At 71.8% G+C, this 17,754-nt stretch carries 11 protein-coding genes and 1 pseudogene; 9 read left to right on the top strand and 3 right to left on the bottom strand.

The annotated features are described in order from the left end of the window. The first annotated feature begins 78 nt into the window (after positions 1-78). Entirely contained in the window at positions 79-978 is a 900-nt protein-coding gene (locus ABTY98_RS24110; RefSeq protein WP_352223029.1) for a LysR family transcriptional regulator, read from the top strand. 71 nt (positions 979-1,049) lie between these two features. Here the strand turns inward: ABTY98_RS24110 and ABTY98_RS24105 are convergent, their stop codons facing one another. Continuing rightward, complete coding sequence (locus tag ABTY98_RS24105) at positions 1,050-1,379, bottom strand: WhiB family transcriptional regulator (RefSeq protein WP_352223028.1); 330 nt, start codon at positions 1,377-1,379, stop codon at positions 1,050-1,052. Between the two features lie 381 nt (positions 1,380-1,760). Between ABTY98_RS24105 and ABTY98_RS24100 the strand changes: the two genes are divergently transcribed. From ABTY98_RS24100 to ABTY98_RS24085, 4 genes are all read left to right on the top strand, one after another. Further along, complete coding sequence (locus ABTY98_RS24100) at positions 1,761-2,372, top strand: response regulator transcription factor (RefSeq protein WP_003948568.1); 612 nt, start codon at positions 1,761-1,763, stop codon at positions 2,370-2,372. 277 nt (positions 2,373-2,649) lie between these two features. Then, a complete protein-coding gene (locus ABTY98_RS24095) occupies positions 2,650-3,237 on the top strand; it encodes a sigma-70 family RNA polymerase sigma factor (protein WP_089099378.1) in 588 nt (195 codons plus the stop codon). 153 nt (positions 3,238-3,390) lie between these two features. Beyond that, positions 3,391-4,893, top strand: coding sequence for an IMP dehydrogenase (guaB, locus tag ABTY98_RS24090; protein WP_352223027.1), 1,503 nt, complete (start codon positions 3,391-3,393; stop codon positions 4,891-4,893). 105 nt (positions 4,894-4,998) lie between these two features. Beyond that, on the top strand, positions 4,999-6,123 hold the full coding sequence (locus tag ABTY98_RS24085; protein WP_352223026.1) for a GuaB3 family IMP dehydrogenase-related protein: 1,125 nt from the start codon (positions 4,999-5,001) through the stop codon (positions 6,121-6,123). Between the two features lie 198 nt (positions 6,124-6,321). Here ABTY98_RS24085 and ABTY98_RS24080 read toward each other — a convergent pair whose 3' ends face one another. Continuing rightward, positions 6,322-7,530 (bottom strand): nucleotide sugar dehydrogenase, encoded by a 1,209-nt coding sequence (locus ABTY98_RS24080; protein WP_352223025.1) that lies wholly within the window; start codon positions 7,528-7,530, stop codon positions 6,322-6,324. A gap of 290 nt (positions 7,531-7,820) precedes the next feature. Between ABTY98_RS24080 and ABTY98_RS24075 the strand changes: the two genes are divergently transcribed. Beyond that, entirely contained in the window at positions 7,821-9,527 is a 1,707-nt protein-coding gene (locus tag ABTY98_RS24075) for a glycerol-3-phosphate dehydrogenase/oxidase (protein WP_352223024.1), read from the top strand. Positions 9,528-9,594: 67 nt separating this feature from the next. On the opposite strand, the pseudogene ABTY98_RS24070 reads toward ABTY98_RS24075, so the two are convergent. Next, positions 9,595-10,637, bottom strand: a pseudogene (locus ABTY98_RS24070) (serine hydrolase domain-containing protein). A gap of 180 nt (positions 10,638-10,817) precedes the next feature. On the opposite strand from ABTY98_RS24070, the gene ABTY98_RS24065 reads away from it, so the two are divergent. From ABTY98_RS24065 to ABTY98_RS24055, 3 genes are all read left to right on the top strand, one after another. Beyond that, the gene (locus ABTY98_RS24065) at positions 10,818-12,920 is read left to right on the top strand and encodes a serine/threonine-protein kinase (protein WP_352223103.1); all 2,103 of its coding nucleotides are present in this window, start codon (positions 10,818-10,820) and stop codon (positions 12,918-12,920) included. Positions 12,921-13,056: 136 nt separating this feature from the next. After that, on the top strand, positions 13,057-15,768 hold the full coding sequence (locus tag ABTY98_RS24060) for a serine/threonine kinase C-terminal domain-containing protein (protein ID WP_352223023.1): 2,712 nt from the start codon (positions 13,057-13,059) through the stop codon (positions 15,766-15,768). A 178-nt stretch (positions 15,769-15,946) separates the two neighbouring features. After that, positions 15,947-17,668, top strand: a complete 1,722-nt coding sequence (locus ABTY98_RS24055; protein WP_352223022.1) for a serine/threonine-protein kinase — start codon at positions 15,947-15,949, stop codon at positions 17,666-17,668. Positions 17,669-17,754: the final 86 nt, after the last annotated feature.

Genomic DNA, 17,754 nt, shown 5'->3' with positions numbered 1-17,754 from the left:
CCCCGACGGTACGGGACCAGACCCAAAGCGGCGACGCATTATTGGGTCTCCTGCCCAAGTCAGCCTTATGCTCGAAGGGTGATAGAGGCCCGCCATCTCCGCGTCCTGCGCGCCGTCGCCACCACCGGCTCCTTCTCGGCGGCGGGGCGCGAACTGGGCTGCACCCAGCCCGCCGTCAGCCAGCAGATGAAGGCCCTGGAGACCTCCGTCGGCACGCCGCTGCTGGTGCGCAACGGCCGGGAGATGCGCCTGACCCAGGCCGGCGAGGCCCTCGTGCGGCACGCCTCCGGGATCCTCGCCGGGCTCACCGCCGCCGAGGAGGAGGTCGCCGCGATCGCCGGCCTGCGCGCCGGCCGGGTCCGTCTGGTCTCCTTCCCGAGCGGCAGCTCCACCCTGGTCCCGACGGCACTGGCCGCCCTGCGCGCGGCCCACCCCGGCACCCGGGTCTCCCTGGAGGAGGCGGAGCCACCGAAGTCCGTGGAACTGCTGCGCGCGGGCGACTGCGACATCGCGCTGGCCTTCCGCTACGAGGGCGCGGCGGGCGCCGAGGAGTGGGACGACCTGGTGGTACGACCGCTGCTGACCGACCGTCTCGTCGGCCTGCTGCCCGAACGGCACCGGCTCGCGCGCGCGGAGTCGGTCGCCCTCGGGGAACTCGCCGACGAACCGTGGATCGCGGGCTGCCCGCGCTGCCGGGGACAGCTCATCCAGGCGTGTGAGAACGCGGGCTTCACGCCCCGCATCGACTTCGCCACCGACGACTACCCGGCCGTGGTCGGCCTGGTCGGCGCGGGTCTCGGCGTGGCCGTTCTGCCCCAGCTGGCGATCGAGTCGGTACGCCCGAGAGGCGCGCGCACGGTGGCGCTGGAACCCGCGGTGGTGCGGGAGATCGTCGCCCTCACCCTGCCCGACCTGGCACAGGTACCGGCCGTGGCGGCGACGCTGGAACAGCTGGGCCGGACGGCCCGGCGGGCCTAGGGCGACGGGCGGCCCGCTCGGAAGTGCTTTGAAGAAACGTTCTTTCAGATGGGCCGGAGGAATCGGCTCTTTCAGGTGTGCGGGAGGGAGTCGCCGCTGGTCGTCGATGCCGACACCAGCCTGTTGCGCGCCCGCCCCATGAGCTCTTCGCGCTCGTCCTCGGTCAGGCCGCCCCACACGCCGTACGGCTCGCGGACCGCCAGCGCGTGCGCCGCGCACTCCGCGCGGACCGGGCACCTCATGCAGACTTCCTTGGCCGAGTTCTCACGGGCACTCCGAGCCGCCCCGCGCTCGCCCTCGGGATGGAAGAAGAGCGAGCTGTCGACCCCACGGCAGGCAGCCAGGAGCTGCCAGTCCCACAGGTCCGCGTTCGGTCCGGGAAGGCGGGAGAAATCTGCCATTACGTGACCCCTTGTAGCCGTGCTGGGCGGATACGGTGCCAACGACCGTACATCTCCGGTCTAGAGAGATGAAAATATGACTCATTGCGAATCTAGCCCCAGACACCGTGAAACGGGAAGAAAAAGGTCTAAATGGGGCATTGGATGTGATGAAAAGTTGAGAGTCTGACGTTCATGTCTGCACCGTGTCCGCGCCCTCACGTAGAGTGCCGAAGACGGCACGCAGCCCCGTAACTCTTTCGAGTGACCGTCGTTGAGAGTGCGGAGGCGGTTGAAACAACAAGCGCTCGGGCAGGCGTCCGAGACGGTCGACCGCACAGGTGACGATTCCGTACCAGCCTGGAGGCTCAAGGTGACGCGCATCAGCTGCGGAGGGCGGTCATGACATCCGTCCTCGTCTGCGACGACTCCCCGCTTGCCCGAGAGGCGCTGCGCCGCGCGGTCGCGACCGTGCCCGGCGTCGAGCGTGTGACGACGGCGGCCAACGGCGAGGAAGTCCTCCGCCGCTGGGGCGCCGACCGCTCCGACCTGATTCTGATGGACGTGCGCATGCCCGGACTGGGCGGTGTCGAGACCGTGCGCCGGCTGCTGTCGGCCGACCCCGGCGCGCGCATCATCATGCTCACGGTCGCCGAGGACCTGGACGGCGTGGCCCTGGCCGTCGCCGCCGGTGCCCGCGGCTACCTGCACAAGGACGCCTCGCGCGCGGAGCTGCGCGCGACCGTCACCCAGGCGCTCGCGGACCCCACCTGGCGGCTGGCGCCCCGCCGTCTCCGCTCGGCCGAGATGGGCGCCGCGCCCACCCTCACCGCGCGCGAGATCCAGGTCCTGGAGGGCATGAGCCACGGCCGTTCCAACGCCGAGATCGGCCGTGAGCTGTTCCTCTCCGAGGACACCGTGAAGACCCACGCCCGGCGCCTGTTCAAGAAGCTCGGCGCCTCCGACCGCGCCCACGCGGTGGCCCTGGGCTTCCGCTGGGGACTGGTCCGTTAGCGGGGCGGTGAGCTGCGCCGCAGCGGGACCGCGGGCCGACCGGACGCCCCCGCCTACCCCACGGTGGGCGGGGTCCGCAAGGCGGAGCGCCGGAGTCCCGCTGCTCGTTTCGGCGCCGATGCCGCATCCTTGAGGTGTGGAGTCTCTCGGGGACGAGTCGTTCGAGCGGAAGGGGAGGGCGCAAGGGATGAGTTCCGGCGCACCTGCTCATAACGCTTCGGTGCACAACGACGGACGCGGTGCCACGCCGCCGACGGCGGCAGGGCACGATGGAGCGATGCGCGACGACGAGGCGGTCACCGCCGTAGGGACGATCGGCGCTCTCGTCCACCGCGCCGTCGACGGGGACGAGCAGGCCACGCATGACCTGCTCGCCCATGTCCACCCGCTCGCGCTGCGCTACTGCCGCACGCGTCTGTCCCGCCTCCCGGGCGATGCCCGGCACTTCGTGGAGGATCTGGCCCAGGAGGTCTGCGTAGCGGTTCTCCTCGCGCTGCCCCGCTACCGCGACACCGGCCGTCCCTTCGAGGCCTTCGTCTTCGCCATCGCCTCCCACAAGGTCGCCGACCTGCAGCGAGCCGCGATGCGCCATCCGGGCTCCACGGCGGTCCCCTCGGACGAGATGCCGGAACGCCCCGACGACTCCCTCGGCCCCGAGGAGCGGGCACTGCTCAGCAGTGACGCCGAATGGGCCAAGAAACTCCTGGCCAACCTCCCCGAGAACCAGCGCGAGCTTCTTCTCCTGCGCATCGCGGTGGGCCTCACCGCCGAGGAGACGGGCCAGATGTTGGGAATGTCACCGGGTGCGGTGCGGGTCGCCCAGCACCGGGCCCTGAGCCGGCTGCGCGCGCTGGCGGAGCAGTAGCCGCACGGTCCCCCCGCCCCTGATGAACAGGTGTGCGCGTATTTCCGTACGAACATACGAAGCCCGCAGCTGAGTCGTACCGTGGAATTTGGGGCCTGTGCTTCCCGTTAGCATGGACATCCGCACCGTTCAAGGCCATTTGGGGAAGGTGTCATGACTGCCAACGTCGACGGAGTGCCCGGAAAATTCGCGACACTCGGGCTTACCTACGACGACGTGCTGCTGCTGCCGGGCGCATCCGAGGTGCTCCCGAACGCGGTCGACACCTCGTCCCGCATCTCCCGTAACGTCCGGGTCAACATCCCGCTCCTGTCGGCGGCGATGGACAAGGTGACCGAGTCCCGCATGGCGATCGCGATGGCCCGCCTCGGCGGCGTCGGCGTGCTGCACCGCAACCTGTCGGTCGAGGACCAGGTCAACCAGGTCGACCTGGTCAAGCGGTCCGAGTCCGGCATGGTCACCGACCCCATCACGGTGCGCCCGGAGGCGACGCTCGCGGAGGCCGACGCCCTGTGCGCGAAGTTCCGCATCAGCGGTGTGCCCGTCACCGACCCGGCCGGCAAGCTGCTCGGCATCGTCACCAACCGTGACATGGCCTTCGAGAGCGACCGCTCCCGCCGGGTGCACGAGGTCATGACTCCGATGCCGCTGGTCACCGGCAAGGTGGGCATCTCCGGCACCGAGGCCATGCAGCTGCTGCGCAAGCACAAGATCGAGAAACTGCCGCTGGTCGACGACGAGGGCGTCCTCAAGGGCCTGATCACGGTCAAAGACTTCGTCAAGGCCGAGAAGTACCCGAACGCCGCCAAGGACGCGGAGGGCCGCCTTCTCGTCGGCGCCGCCGTGGGGGCCAGTCCCGAGGCCATGGAGCGGGCCCAGGCGCTCGCCGAGGCCGGTGCGGACTTCCTGGTCGTCGACACCTCGCACGGCCACAACAGCAACGCCCTCAGCTGGATGTCGAAGATCAAGTCGAGTGTGGACGTCGACGTGATCGGCGGCAACGTCGCCACCCGTGACGGCGCCCAGGCGCTCATCGACGCCGGTGTCGACGGCATCAAGGTGGGTGTGGGCCCCGGCTCCATCTGCACCACGCGCGTGGTCGCCGGTATCGGCGTCCCGCAGGTCACCGCCATCTACGAGGCCTCCCTCGCCGCCCGTCCCGCCGGCATCCCGCTGATCGGCGACGGCGGTCTGCAGTACTCCGGCGACATCGGCAAGGCGCTCGCCGCCGGCGCCGACACGGTGATGCTGGGCAGCCTCCTCGCGGGCTGCGAGGAGTCGCCCGGCGAGCTCCTCTTCATCAACGGCAAGCAGTTCAAGTCGTACCGAGGCATGGGATCGCTCGGTGCGATGCAGTCCCGCGGCCAGGCCAGGTCGTACTCGAAGGACCGGTACTTCCAGGCCGGGGTGGCCTCCGACGACAAGCTCGTGCCCGAGGGCGTCGAGGGCCAGGTGCCCTACCGCGGCCCGCTCTCCAACGTGCTGCACCAGCTCGTCGGCGGCCTCCGCCAGACCATGGGTTACGTGGGCGCCGCGACCATCGGGGAGATGGAGTCCAAGGGCCAGTTCGTCCGCATCACCTCGGCGGGTCTCAAGGAGAGCCACCCGCACGACATCCAGATGACGGTCGAGGCGCCGAACTACAGCCGCAAGTAGTCACCACGGCCTCTTCAGGGCGGCCCCGGGTGCACCGGGGCCGCCCTTGTCGTACCCGTCGGCGATACTGGAAGACGCTGAAACGCAGAGGGAAAGGCCACAGACGTGACTGAGATCGAGATCGGGCGCGGCAAGCGCGGCCGCCGGGCGTACGCCTTCGACGACATCGCCGTCGTCCCCAGCCGCCGTACGCGGGACCCGAAGGAGGTCTCGATCACCTGGCAGATCGACGCCTACCGCTTCGACCTGCCGTTCCTGGCCGCCCCCATGGACTCGGTCGTCTCCCCGGCCACCGCGATCCGTATCGGTGAGCTCGGCGGCCTCGGCGTGCTCAACCTCGAGGGCCTCTGGACGCGGCACGAGGACCCGCAGCCGCTGCTCGACGAGATCACCGAGCTGCCCGCCGAGCAGGCCACCCGCCGCCTCCAGGAGATCTACGCGGCCCCCATCAAGGAGGAGCTGATCGGCGCGCGCATCAAGGAGGTGCGCGACTCCGGCGTGGTCACGGCGGCCGCGCTCTCCCCGCAGCGCACCGCCCAGTTCTCCAAGGCGGTCGTGGACGCGGGCGTGGACATCTTCGTCATCCGCGGTACGACGGTCTCTGCGGAGCACGTCTCGTCCTCGCACGAGCCGCTGAACCTGAAGCAGTTCATCTACGAGCTCGACGTCCCGGTGATCGTCGGCGGCTGCGCCACCTACACGGCGGCCCTGCACCTGATGCGCACGGGCGCCGCGGGCGTGCTCGTCGGCTTCGGCGGCGGCGCCGCGCACACCACGCGCAACGTGCTGGGCATCCAGGTCCCGATGGCGACCGCGGTCGCGGACGTGGCGGCGGCCCGCCGTGACTACATGGACGAGTCCGGCGGCCGGTACGTCCACGTGATCGCCGACGGCGGTGTCGGCTGGTCCGGCGACCTCCCCAAGGCGATCGCCTGCGGCGCGGACGCGGTCATGATGGGCTCTCCGCTGGCCCGCGCGACCGACGGCCCGGGCAAGGGCCACCACTGGGGCATGGAGGCGGTCAACGAGGAACTCCCGCGCGGCAAGAAGGTCGACCTCGGCACGGTCGGCACCATCGAGGAGATCCTCACCGGCCCGTCCCACACCCCCGACGGCTCGATGAACCTCTTCGGCGCCCTGCGGCGGGCGATGGCCACGACCGGCTACAGCGAGCTGAAGGAGTTCCAGCGCGTCGAGGTGACGGTGGCGGACTCGCAGCACAAGCGGTAGGACTCGCCGGCTCGAACCGAGGGCCGGCTTCGACGTCACCGGCAAGACCGTGGGCAAGGGGACGGCCCGCAAGGCGATCGGCTACCGCTACGAGCACTCTGCCAGGTGGTTTCACCTGCTCGATCGAACGGCCTACCGGTCCGACCGGTGGGCCGTTTCGTCGTGAGGCTCCCACCGCCGGGGCCTCGCGCCGCGTGCTCAGAGCCGGTGCGCCGCCCCCGTCGGTGTCGCCCCCCGGGTGTCCAGCAGCAGTTGTGCCTTCACCGACAGGCCCTGGAGGTCGTACGTCCGGTGCTGCTGGACCAGGATCGTCAGATCGGCGTCGGCGGCCGCCTCGTAGAGGGAGTCGGCGCGCGGGACCGGGCGCTCCAGGACGCTCCAGGACGCGATGTGCGGGTCGTGGTAGCTGACCGAGGCGCCCAGTTCCATGAGCCGGATCGCGATCTCGCGGGCGGGCGTGGCCTGCTGGTCGGCGAGGTCGGCCTTGTAGGTGACGCCGAGCAGCAGCACGCGCGCGCCGCGGGCCGACTTGCCGTGCTCGTTGAGAAGGGCGGCGGCGCGCTGGACGACGTAACCGGGCATCCGGTGGTTGACCTGCTGGGCCAGTTCCACCAGGCGCAGGCCGCGGCCGGCGACGCCGGACAGGTCCTGGGCGACGCCGTGGCCGCCGACACCGGGGCCGGGCCGGAAGGCCTGGAAGCCGAACGGCTTGGTCTCCGCGCAGCGGATGACGTCCCACAGATCGACGCCCAGGCCGTGGCAGAGAACGGCCATTTCGTTGACGAGGGCGATGTTGACGTGCCGGAAGTTGGTCTCCAGCAGCTGCACGGTCTCGGCTTCGCGCGGGCCACGCGCGCGTACCACCTTGTCGGTGAGCCGGCCGTAGAACGCGGCGGCCGACTCGATGCACGCGGACGTCAGACCGCCGATGACCTTCGGGGTGTTGGCCGGGGTGAAGTCGCGGTTGCCGGGATCCACCCGGCTGGGCGAGTAGGCGAGGTGGAAGTCGCGCCCCGCGCGCAGGCCCGAGCCCTTCTCCAGCAGGGGCCGCAGGAAGTCCTCCGTCGTCCCCGGGTGGACCGGCGACTCCAGGATCACCGTGGTGTGCGGGCGCAGCCGCTCGGCCAGGGCGTGGGCCGCCGCCTCCACCTGGCTCAGGTCGAGCCCGCCGTCGTCGCCGCGCGAGGTCGGCGCGCAGATCACCGCCGTCCGCACCCGCCCCAGCTCGGCCGGGTCCTTTGCCACCCGGAAGCCCCCCGAGAGCATCCGGCGCAGCTCGGCGGGGCTGAGCGAGCCCGCCTCGGGACCGGTGGCGTACCCGATCGTGGGGATGCCGGCGGCCACCGCGGCCTGGGCGAGGGGCAGGCCGTAGGGACCGAGTCCCATGACGGCGAGGTCTGCGGGCATGGCGTGGGCCGTCCTTCCCAATAACCGAAGCGGGACAGGTGCGCAAGCCCTGTGGACAGGATGAGCGAAGCGCAATGTCAGACTAGGAGTAAATATGAACGTTATGTGGGATTGTGTACGTGTGTCTTCCGGGGGTTCGGTGCGCGTTGTCCACAGGCTGGGGGCGCGTGGTGGCTGAAGTCGCGCAACGCGGTCAGACTTTGGGCATGGGCCTCGCCTGCCGGGTGTGGCCGGCGCGACCGATGACCGACGACCAGCCATGACCGATGGCGGCAGAGCGGGAGGCAGCGGTGAGGACAGCGACACTGGGGCCGAAGCAGCGGGCGGAGTCCTTGGCGGCCATGGCCGAGCGCGAGCTGGACGTGCTGGTCGTGGGCGGGGGAGTGGTCGGCGCGGGCACCGCGCTCGACGCGGCCACCCGGGGCCTGAACACCGGCATCGTCGAGGCCCGTGACTGGGCCTCCGGTACCTCCAGCAGGTCCAGCAAGCTGATCCACGGAGGCCTGCGCTATCTGGAGATGCTCGACTTCGCCCTGGTCCGCGAAGCCCTCAAGGAGCGCGGCCTGCTCCTGGAACGCCTCGCCCCGCACCTGGTCAAGCCGGTGGCGTTCCTCTACCCGCTCCAGCACCAGGGCTGGGAGCGCCTCTACGCGGGCTCGGGTGTCGCGCTCTACGACGCGATGTCGATGGCCCGCGGGCACGGCCGGGGCCTTCCCGCCCACCGCCACCTGACCCGCCGTCACGCCCTGCGTGTCGCGCCCGCCCTGCGCAAGGACGCCCTGGTCGGCGCCCTCCAGTACTACGACGCCCAGATGGACGACGCCCGCTATGTGGCGACCCTGGTGCGCACGGCGGTGTCCTACGGCGCGAAGGCCGCCAACCGCGCGCGTGTGACCGGGTTTCTGCGCGAGGGCGAGCGGGTCGTCGGCGCCCGGGTGCAGGACGTGGAGGGCGGCGGGGAGTACGAGATCCGCGCGAAGCAGGTGGTCAACGCCACCGGTGTGTGGACCGACGACACCCAGGCGATGGTCGGCGAGCGCGGCCAGTTCCACGTCCGTGCCTCCAAGGGCATCCACCTGGTCGTCCCCAAGGACCGCATCCACTCCACGACCGGCCTGATCCTGCGCACCGAGAAGTCGGTCCTGTTCGTCATCCCCTGGGGCCGGCACTGGATCATCGGTACGACCGACACCGACTGGGACCTCGACAAGGCCCACCCGGCCGCCTCCAGCGCCGACATCGACTACCTGCTGAACCACGTCAACTCGGTGCTCGCGGTGCCGCTCTCGCGCGACGACGTCCAGGGCGTGTACGCGGGGCTGCGCCCGCTGCTGGCCGGCGAGTCCGACGCCACCAGCAAGCTGTCGCGCGAGCACACGGTCGCGCATCCGGTGCCGGGGCTCGTGGTCGTCGCCGGCGGCAAGTACACGACGTACCGGGTGATGGCCAAGGACGCCGTCGACGAGGCGGTGCACGGGCTCGACATGCGGGTCGCGGAGTGCGTCACCGAGGACGTCCCGCTGCTCGGCGCGGAGGGCTACCGGGCGATGTGGAACGCGCGGGCGCGGATCGCCGCCCGCACCGGCATCCACGTGGTCCGGGTCGAGCACCTGCTGAACCGGTACGGCTCGATGGCTGACGAACTCCTCGACCTCATCGCCGCCGACCCGGGCCTCGGCGAGCCGCTCTCGGCCGCCGACGACTATCTGCGCGCCGAGGTCGTCTACGCCGCCTCCCACGAGGGCGCCCGCCACCTCGACGACGTCCTCACCCGCCGCACCCGCATCTCCATCGAGACCTTCGACCGGGGCACCCGCAGCGCCCGCGAGGCCGCCGAGCTGATGGCGCCGGTCCTCGGCTGGGACAAGGACCAGATCGAGCGGGAGGTCGAGCACTACGAGAAGCGGGTGGAGGCGGAACGGGAGTCCCAACTCCAGCCGGACGACCTGACGGCGGACGCGGCCCGGCTGGGAGCACCGGACATCGTGCCGCTCTGAAGCCGACCTCCGACATCACCCGATCGGGCGACCGGGCGTCGGGATCTTCCCTCGGCCCTGGGCCGTTCTACCGACTGCGAGGGCAGAACTCGGCCGCGAGCAGTGCGGGTTCGAGGTCCGGGTCCGCGATCGAGGTCGTGTTCACACGGAACGTAAGGACATGCCGGCCGCCGATCGAGGCAGCACTCCGCACATAGCTGCCCGCGATCCGTCCGTTGTGGCCCCACACCGTGGTCCCGCACGGCAGCGTCACAGGAAAGATCCCAGGCCGAACACCCCATGTGCGGCACGGGTGCTGAGCATCCCGCGCAGCCGGTGCGAGGGCAGCAGCTCGCCGTCCGGCAGCGCCGCGTAGAAGCGGTCCAGGTCGTCGAGCGTGGTCACCAGCTCACCCGCGGCGCCGGCCACGCGCGGGTCGAGCTCGGTGACGTCGGAGCCGTCGGCCGCGTAGGCGCGACCGTGCGGAACGGGCAGCGAGGTGCGGGCACCCGGGAAGGACGTGCCCGTCAGGCGGAGGGGAGTGATGATGCGGCGCCGCGCCTCGGTGGCGTACGAGTGACCGGTGACCCGGCGGATGACCATGCCGAGGACGACGTAGTCGGTGCTGGAGTACGAGTAGCGGCCGAGGCCGGTGGAAGGGAGGGCGAGCGAGATGCGTACGGCCTGAAGCGGGGTCAGGGGGGCGGTTCCTCGGGTGACGTTGGTGAAGTCGGCGAGCCCGCTGGTGTGGCTGAGCAGGGCGCGCAGGGTGATTCTCCGCCCGTCGGTGCCGCGTCCGCGCAGCAGCCCCGGCAGGTACCGCTCCACGGGATCGGACAGGGACAGCCGGTGTTCCGTGGCCAGTTGCAGGACGACGGTGGCGACGAAGGTCTTGGTGATGCTGCCGGCGCGGAAGTGGTCGGCGCGGGTGATGCCCCGGCCGGCGGCCGCGTAGTGGACGTCGTCGCCGTCGCGGTCGAGGAGGGCGGCGGCGGGCGCCCGGCCTTTGGTGACGAACTGTGACAGGAGAGGGTCCGTCGCCTCCGCCGAGGACGCGGAACCGGCCGTCACCGGAGCGAGCAGCAGGGCAAGGGCGACCGGTATGGCCGCCAGTGTCCGAAGCGACGGCATCCGGGTTCCTCCCTTGTCGCGGGCCATCATCCCGGCCGGTGTGACGCCCTCGTCACCGGGGGTTCCGGTCGACCGGCCCCAGCGGGTTCCGATGCGCGGTCAGGGGCACCCGGGGCGTTGGGCACTTGTCGGGTGAGGGACAATGAAGGCTCTGTCAGGGCGGGTTGCATGAGGGGACGCATGTCGGAGGCGGAGCGGGCGGGTACTTCTCGTCAGGAGACTCGTCAGGACAACAGTGAGCGTCTTCTCGCCGGGCGATACCGGCTGGGAAGGGTGCTCGGCCGCGGCGGCATGGGCACGGTGTGGCGGGCCGAGGACGAGACCCTCGGCCGGACGGTCGCCGTCAAGGAGCTGCGGTTCCCGTCGAACATCGATGAGGAGGAGAAGCGGCGCCTGATCACGCGCACCCTGCGCGAGGCCAAGGCGATCGCCCGGATCCGCAACAACAGCGCGGTGACGGTCTTCGACGTGGTCGAGGAGGACGACCGGCCCTGGATCGTGATGGAGCTGGTCGAGGGCAAGTCGCTGGCCGAGGTGATCCGGGAGGACGGCCTGCTCAAGCCCCGGCGCGCGGCCGAGGTCGGGCTCGCGATCCTGGACGTGCTGCGGTCGGCGCACCGCGAGGGCATCCTGCACCGGGACGTGAAGCCGTCCAATGTGCTGATCTCCGAGGGCGACGGCCGGGTCGTGCTCACCGACTTCGGTATCGCCCAGGTCGAGGGCGACCCGTCCATCACCTCCACCGGCATGCTCGTCGGCGCCCCCTCCTACATCTCCCCGGAGCGGGCCCGCGGCCACAAGCCCGGCCCGGCGGCCGACCTGTGGTCGCTCGGCGGCCTCCTGTACGCGGCGGTCGAGGGCGCCCCGCCGTACGACAAGGGGTCGGCGATCGCCACGCTGACCGCGGTGATGACCGAGCCGTTGGAGGAGCCCAAGAACGCGGGGCCGCTCAGGGACGTCATCTACGGCCTGCTCACCAAGGATCCGGCCAAGCGGTTGGACGACGCCGGCGCGCGGGCGATGCTCAACGCGGTGCTCAGCGCGCCGGAGGGCCTGCCGGTGGACGCCACGCGGGTCGTGCCGCTGCCGCCGCAGCCGGACGCACCGCAGCAGGAGAAGGTCGCCGGGGCCAGGCGGGGCGAGGAGGCCGGGGAGAAGCTGCGCGGGGCGCTGCGGTCGGTGCGGAAGGCCGCGGGAGCGGCGAGTGTCGCCTCCGCGACCCGGCCGAAGAGCACCGCTGCCGAGGCCGGCGGCGCCAAGGGATCGGTCGCTTCGGGCTCGGGCTCGGTCGCTTCCGGTTCGGGGCCGGTTTCCGGCTCGGCCGGCGGTGCGCGTCCCGCCGCCGGTCCGGCCGCCGGTCCCGCTGCCGGTCCCGCTGTCGGCGGGGCCGGTGCGGGCAGTGGATCTGCCGGGACCAAGCCCTCCGTCGGCAAGGCGAGTTCGGGGTGGCCCGTGGTGCCGCCGCCGGATCTGGACCTGGCGCCCCGGACCGTGCCCCGGGCTCCGCTCACGGACGTGGTGCCGAAGCGGACCCTGGTGATCATCGCCGTGGTGGTGGTGCTCGCGGTGCTCGGTACCGTGCTCGCCCTCACGCTGGGCGGCGACGGGGACGGCAAGGGGAGCGGCAAGAGCGGCGGTTCCAAGGCGGTGGCCACCTCGGGCGCGAGCGCGAGTGCGAGTTCCGGTTCGGGGTCCGGCGGCGGATCCTCCACCAAGGAGGACGCGAGCGGCGGTACGCAGACGGACGGTTCCTCCGCGGCGACCGCGACCTCGGGTAGTGCCGGGGACTCGGACGAGTCGGACAACGACGGTTCCTCGGCGTCGAACTCCAGTGGCAGTAACGGTGACAACACCTCGGCGGTGCAGACGTACAACGGAGGCCAGGGGTACTCGATCGGGCTGCCCAAGGGCTGGAAGTTCCAGACGAGCAGCTCCGCAGGGGACCGGTTCACCGGGCCCGACGGCCAGAAGCTGCTGATCGCCTGGACCAGCACGCCCAAGGGCGACCCGGTGGCGGACTGGGAGAACCAGGAGCGTTACATGGTGCGCTCCCAGTACCAGAAGATCCGCATAGCGAAGGTGAGCTATCGCAGCTGGAACACGGCTGACTGGGAGTTCACTTACGTGGAGAGCGGCACCGAGTACCGGAGCATCGACCGCGGGTTCGTCGTCAGCTCGAAGCAGGGGTACGCGCTGATGTACACCGCGAAGGCGGCCCACTGGAGCAGTGAGCTGCGCAAGGACACCTGGAAGACGCTGACGGCGAGCTTCGAGCCGAAGTGACAAATTCGCATCCCCACAATGCGAATTGCCTCCGGCACGTATCGTGAGTGGTTGCGGACCGTACGCATTCAGGTATGCATGCAGAACGGGCCGCGAAACGAACGGATTTGACCACCGGGCGGCCGGGGGAGGCAACGTGGACGACTACGCGGGTCGGGTACTCGCCGACCGCTACCGCCTGCCCCTGCCCCCCTCCGACGAGTACGAACACACCGAGACCCGGGCCTTCGACACCTACAGCGGCCAGGAGGTGTACGTCCGGCAGGTGCCGTTGCCGGAGGTCGTCGAGGCGGAGGTGCTCGACGCGGAGGGACTGCCCGACGGGTTCACGGCCCGTGACCGTGGCGCACGTCGGCCACCGGCCGCCCGTTCCGCGACACGCCGGCCCAGCGATCCCGCGGTGCGCCGCGCCGTCGAGGCCGCGCAGGCTGCCGCCCGGATCCCCGACCATCCCCGGCTCGATCAGGTCTTCGACGTGTTCGCCGAGGGCGGTTCGCTGTGGATCGTCAGCGAGTTCGTGGCCGCGCGGTCGCTGGCGACGCTGCTCGCCGAGCGGCCGCTGACGCCGTACCGGGCGGCCGAGGTCGCCTCCGACGTGCTGATGGCGCTCAGGGTGCTGCACGCGCACGGCTGGGTGCACCGCAACATCACCGCCCGCACGGTCCTCGTCTGCGACGACGGCCGGGTGATGCTGACCGGTCTCGCGGTCGGGGCGGCGGAAGAGGCGCTGTGCGGGTACGACCCGGTGCCGCTGCCGGAGGGAGAAGGCGGCGCGGAGGCGGACGGCCGTCGGCGGGTCGGGGGGGCGGAAGGTTCCGGCACACCCGGCGGTCCGGCCGGTCCCGCAGGCTCAGGCGCCCTCGCTGTCGGGGGCATCGGGAGCGTCGGGGGTGCGTCGGGTGGTACAGCAGGCGCGCGGACGGCGCCCGGCGTGCCGGAGGCGGATCCCGAGGCGGCCCGGCGCGCCGCCATTCAGGCACGGGCCGCCGGCGGGTTGCCGGGGGCCGGACCGGACGAGGGCGCGGGCGGTGCCGGTAAGGGCGCGGTGGAGCGGCGGGCGTTGGAGACCGGGGCGGACATCCGGGCCGCGCGGGCCGGGGCGATCGCGGCGTACCGGGCGGGGGCGAGGGCCGCGGCCCGGGTCCAGGAGGCCCAGCAGAACGGCCGGGCCGCGCTGCCCGGCGCCCGGCCGCCGGTCGACGCCGACACCGGAACGCCCGCACCGCAGCAGCCGTATGCGAACGGGGCGGCTCCATCGCCGTATGTCCCGGGCCAGGCCAACGGCGCCGCGCAGCCGCCGTATGCCCCGGGGCACGCCAACGGAGCGGCCCAACCGCCTTACGCCAATGGGCAGGCGCAGGTGCAGGCGCCCGGCGGTGAGCAGCGGGCCGCCGGCAGTGTGCCGCCCGGTCGCATCGCCGACCCGTACGGGGTGAGCGGTGCCCCCTCGCCCTGGCACGGGGCCGTGCCCCGCCCCCACCCCGGCACGCCTCCCGCGGAGCGCACCGCACTCCCGGCCGTCGGCCCCGGCCCCGGCCTCCCGCAGCCGGTCGTACCCGCGCAGGCCCCCCGGTGGGGCGAGGCGGAGGCCGCCGTGGCCGGGCGGCGGGGACCCGCCACCGCGCTGGCCGCCGAGCGGGCGCGGCAGGTGCGGATGACCGTGGTCGGGCCGGTGACCGAGCGCTGGGCGCCGGAACAGGCCGGCCCCGTGCACGAGAACTGGCAGCTGGCGGCACCCATCGGGCCGGCCACCGACCTGTGGGCGCTCGGCGCGCTGCTGTTCCGGGCCGTGCAGGGGCACGCACCGTACCCGGAGGAGTCCACGGGCGAGCTGGTGCAACTGGTGTGCTCGGAGCCGCCCGCCTTCGCGGAGGAGTGCGGTTCGCTCAGGCCGGTCGTGGAGTCGTTGCTGCGTCAGGACCCCACCGAGCGGCTGGACTTCGAGGAGCTGCGCGGCTGGCTGCGCTCGCTGGTGCGTTCCGCGCCCGAGCCGGACGCCGGCGCGCATGTCGTCACCGCCCCGCCCGCCGCCGACCCGGCCCGGCTGCCGATCGTCCGCAGGCGCGGGCAACTGGTGCGCTGGCGCCGGGCAGGGCTGCCGGCGACCAGTCCGCACGGCCGGCACAAGCGAGCCCGCCAGGAGGCCAAGTCCCCGCGCCGACTGGGCCGCACGCTGCTTCTGCTGGTGCTGCTCCTGCTGGCCGCCGTGGTCGCGTACGCCATGCTGTTCCTGCCGAAGAAGGACAGCGCGGACAACGGCGGCGCGACGAGCGGTGACCGGACGGGCGCGGCCGGCGAGGCCGGTCCCGCGAGCCCGACGCCGACACCGTCGCCGACGTCGACCCCGTCCACCGAGACGCAGACCACCGCCGGTTCGACGGGCGGCGCCACGGCCGCCGACGGCTTCACTGTGCGCAACGACCCGGACGGCTTCCAGATCGCCGTGGCCAAGGGCTGGAGCCGCACACCGCGGAACGGCAGCGGCCAGGTGATCTACTCGCACGGGAAGTTCGAGCTGATCGTCGTGGCCGGGCGGGACAGCGCGGCGACCTACGGCAACGACCCGATGACGTACCAGCGGGACAAGGAGCGGGAGTTGCAGCCGTACCGGGACTCCAGCTGGGCCACGGCGGGCGGGCTGCGGACCATCACGGTGGGCCAGCAGGTGTCGGCCGAGGGGCAGTTCACCTGGACGGACGGCCAGGAGGGCGACCTGTTCGTGCGGAACATGGTCTTCCTGATCAACGGGCGATACCACATCGTGCAGGTCCGCGGCCCCGAGTCGGAACGGGACGAGGTCACACGGCTGTACGAGCAGGCGTCGGCGACATACAAGTACACCGGCTGAGCATCGACGCCGGTGCGAGCCGAATGGTTCCCGTTCCGATGGGCGGATTCCGTTCACCTTCCGTGGCGAAAGCGAAAACCGTCACAGTGCTGTCTCCGTGGGACCCCACCGGTTCCATGACCGCAGGGTGGTCCTTAGTCTGACCCTGACAAGAGCATTGCGGGGCAACGTGAATCAGATGCAGGGCCTGCTCATCGCGGGCCGCTACCGGCTGGCCGACACCATCGGCAGCGGCGGCATGGGCCGGGTGTGGCGCGCCCACGACGAAGTGCTGCACCGGGCGGTCGCCATCAAGGAGTTGACGGCCGCGCTCTACGTCTCCGAGAGCGACCAGGCGGTCCTGCTGGCCCGCACCCGGGCGGAGGCCCGGGCCGCGGCACGCATCAACCACTCCGCCGTCGTCACCGTCCACGACGTCCTCGAACACGACGGCCGGCCGTGGATCGTCATGGAGCTGGTCGAGGGCCGCTCGCTGGCCGACGAGGTCAAGGAACGCGGGCGCGTCGAGCCGCGGGAGGCCGCGCGGATCGGGCTGTGGGTGCTGCGCGCGCTGCGCGCCGCGCACAGCGCCGGCGTGCTGCACCGGGACGTCAAGCCCGGCAACGTCCTGCTCGGCCGGGACGGCCGGGTCCTCCTCACCGACTTCGGCATCGCGCAGATCGAGGGCGACACCACGATCACCCGTACCGGGGAAGTCGTCGGATCCGTCGACTATCTCGCGCCGGAGCGCGTGCGCGGGCACGATCCGGGGCCGTCCTCCGACCTGTGGGCGCTGGGCGCGACGCTGTACACGGCGGTGGAGGGGCGCTCGCCGTTCCGCCGCACCTCGCCGCTGACCACCATGCAGGCCGTCGTCGAGGAGGAGGCCGCCGAGCCGCGCAACGCGGGCCCGCTGGAGCCGGTCATCACCGCGCTGCTGCGCAAGGAACCCGACCAGCGGCCCGGCCCCGAGGAGACCGAGCAGATGCTCGCCGAGGCGGCGGAGGGCCGGCGGCCGAGCGGGGCACAGGCGTACGTACCGACCCGGTCCCAGGTCACCGAGGTGTTCCGGCCGGACTCCGGTACGCCGTACGAGGGTTCGTACGGCAGCTCACGGGACTCGGCGTCGTACGGCAGCCCGTACGGCGGCTCGCAGGGCGGTTCCTACGACGGCTCGTACGAGGGCCGGAGCCCCTCGGGCGGCTCCAACAGCACGCCGACGACCATCGGCCCGCCGTCTTCCTCCGGTGCCGTCCGGCCCAGGCGGCGTCGGCTGCGTACGCTCGCGATCGTCGTCGCCGTGGCCGCGCTGCTCGGCGGGGGTGCGGCGGTCGCCCTGCAGAAGTGGGACTCCGGGCAGCAGGACGGCGCCGGCAGCGTGGCCGCGCCGGCCACGTCCGGCTCCTCCTCCGCCGGTTCGACCTCGGCGCCGGACGGCGCGGTCCCGGCCGACTGGCAGTCCGTGAACGACCCGTTGGGCTTCAAGCTCTCCCTGCCCAAGGGCTGGAAGCGGAGCGTGTACGGCATCGACGGCGACCTCAAGCAGATCGACTACACACCCGACAACGGCCGGCACTTCGTCCGTATCGCCATCGACAGCTCGCCCGACTTCTCCGACGCACTCGCCCACCAGCTGGACCTGGAGCAGCAGTTGCAGCGGCTGGTCGACTACCAGCGCGTGACCATGAAGAAGAACCTGTATCGGGACCGGGACGGGTCGCTGTGGGAGTACACCTGGACCGCGCTGAAGAAGGACGGCGCGAACGCCGCCGGGCCGCGGCGCGCGATCGAGGAGACGTACTACTCACGGGCGGGCGTCGAGTACGCGATCTACATGTCGTCGCCGGCGAAGGACTGGGCCACCGCGAGCAAACAGTTCAAGTGGGTGCTGCAGAGCTGGAACCCCGGAACGTCCGGGTGACGCCGCGCGCTCCCGCGCGCAGCCTCGGGCGCGTTACTTGGCCTGTCACCGCCCGGAACGTGGGCGTCCGGTGCGGCATCATGGGG

It is taken from the genome of Streptomyces sp. NPDC096040 (assembly GCF_040303265.1).
GTDB lineage: Bacteria > Actinomycetota > Actinomycetes > Streptomycetales > Streptomycetaceae > Streptomyces.
The sequence above is the reverse complement of the archived record's forward strand: the minus strand, read 5'-3'. Positions and strand labels throughout refer to the sequence as shown.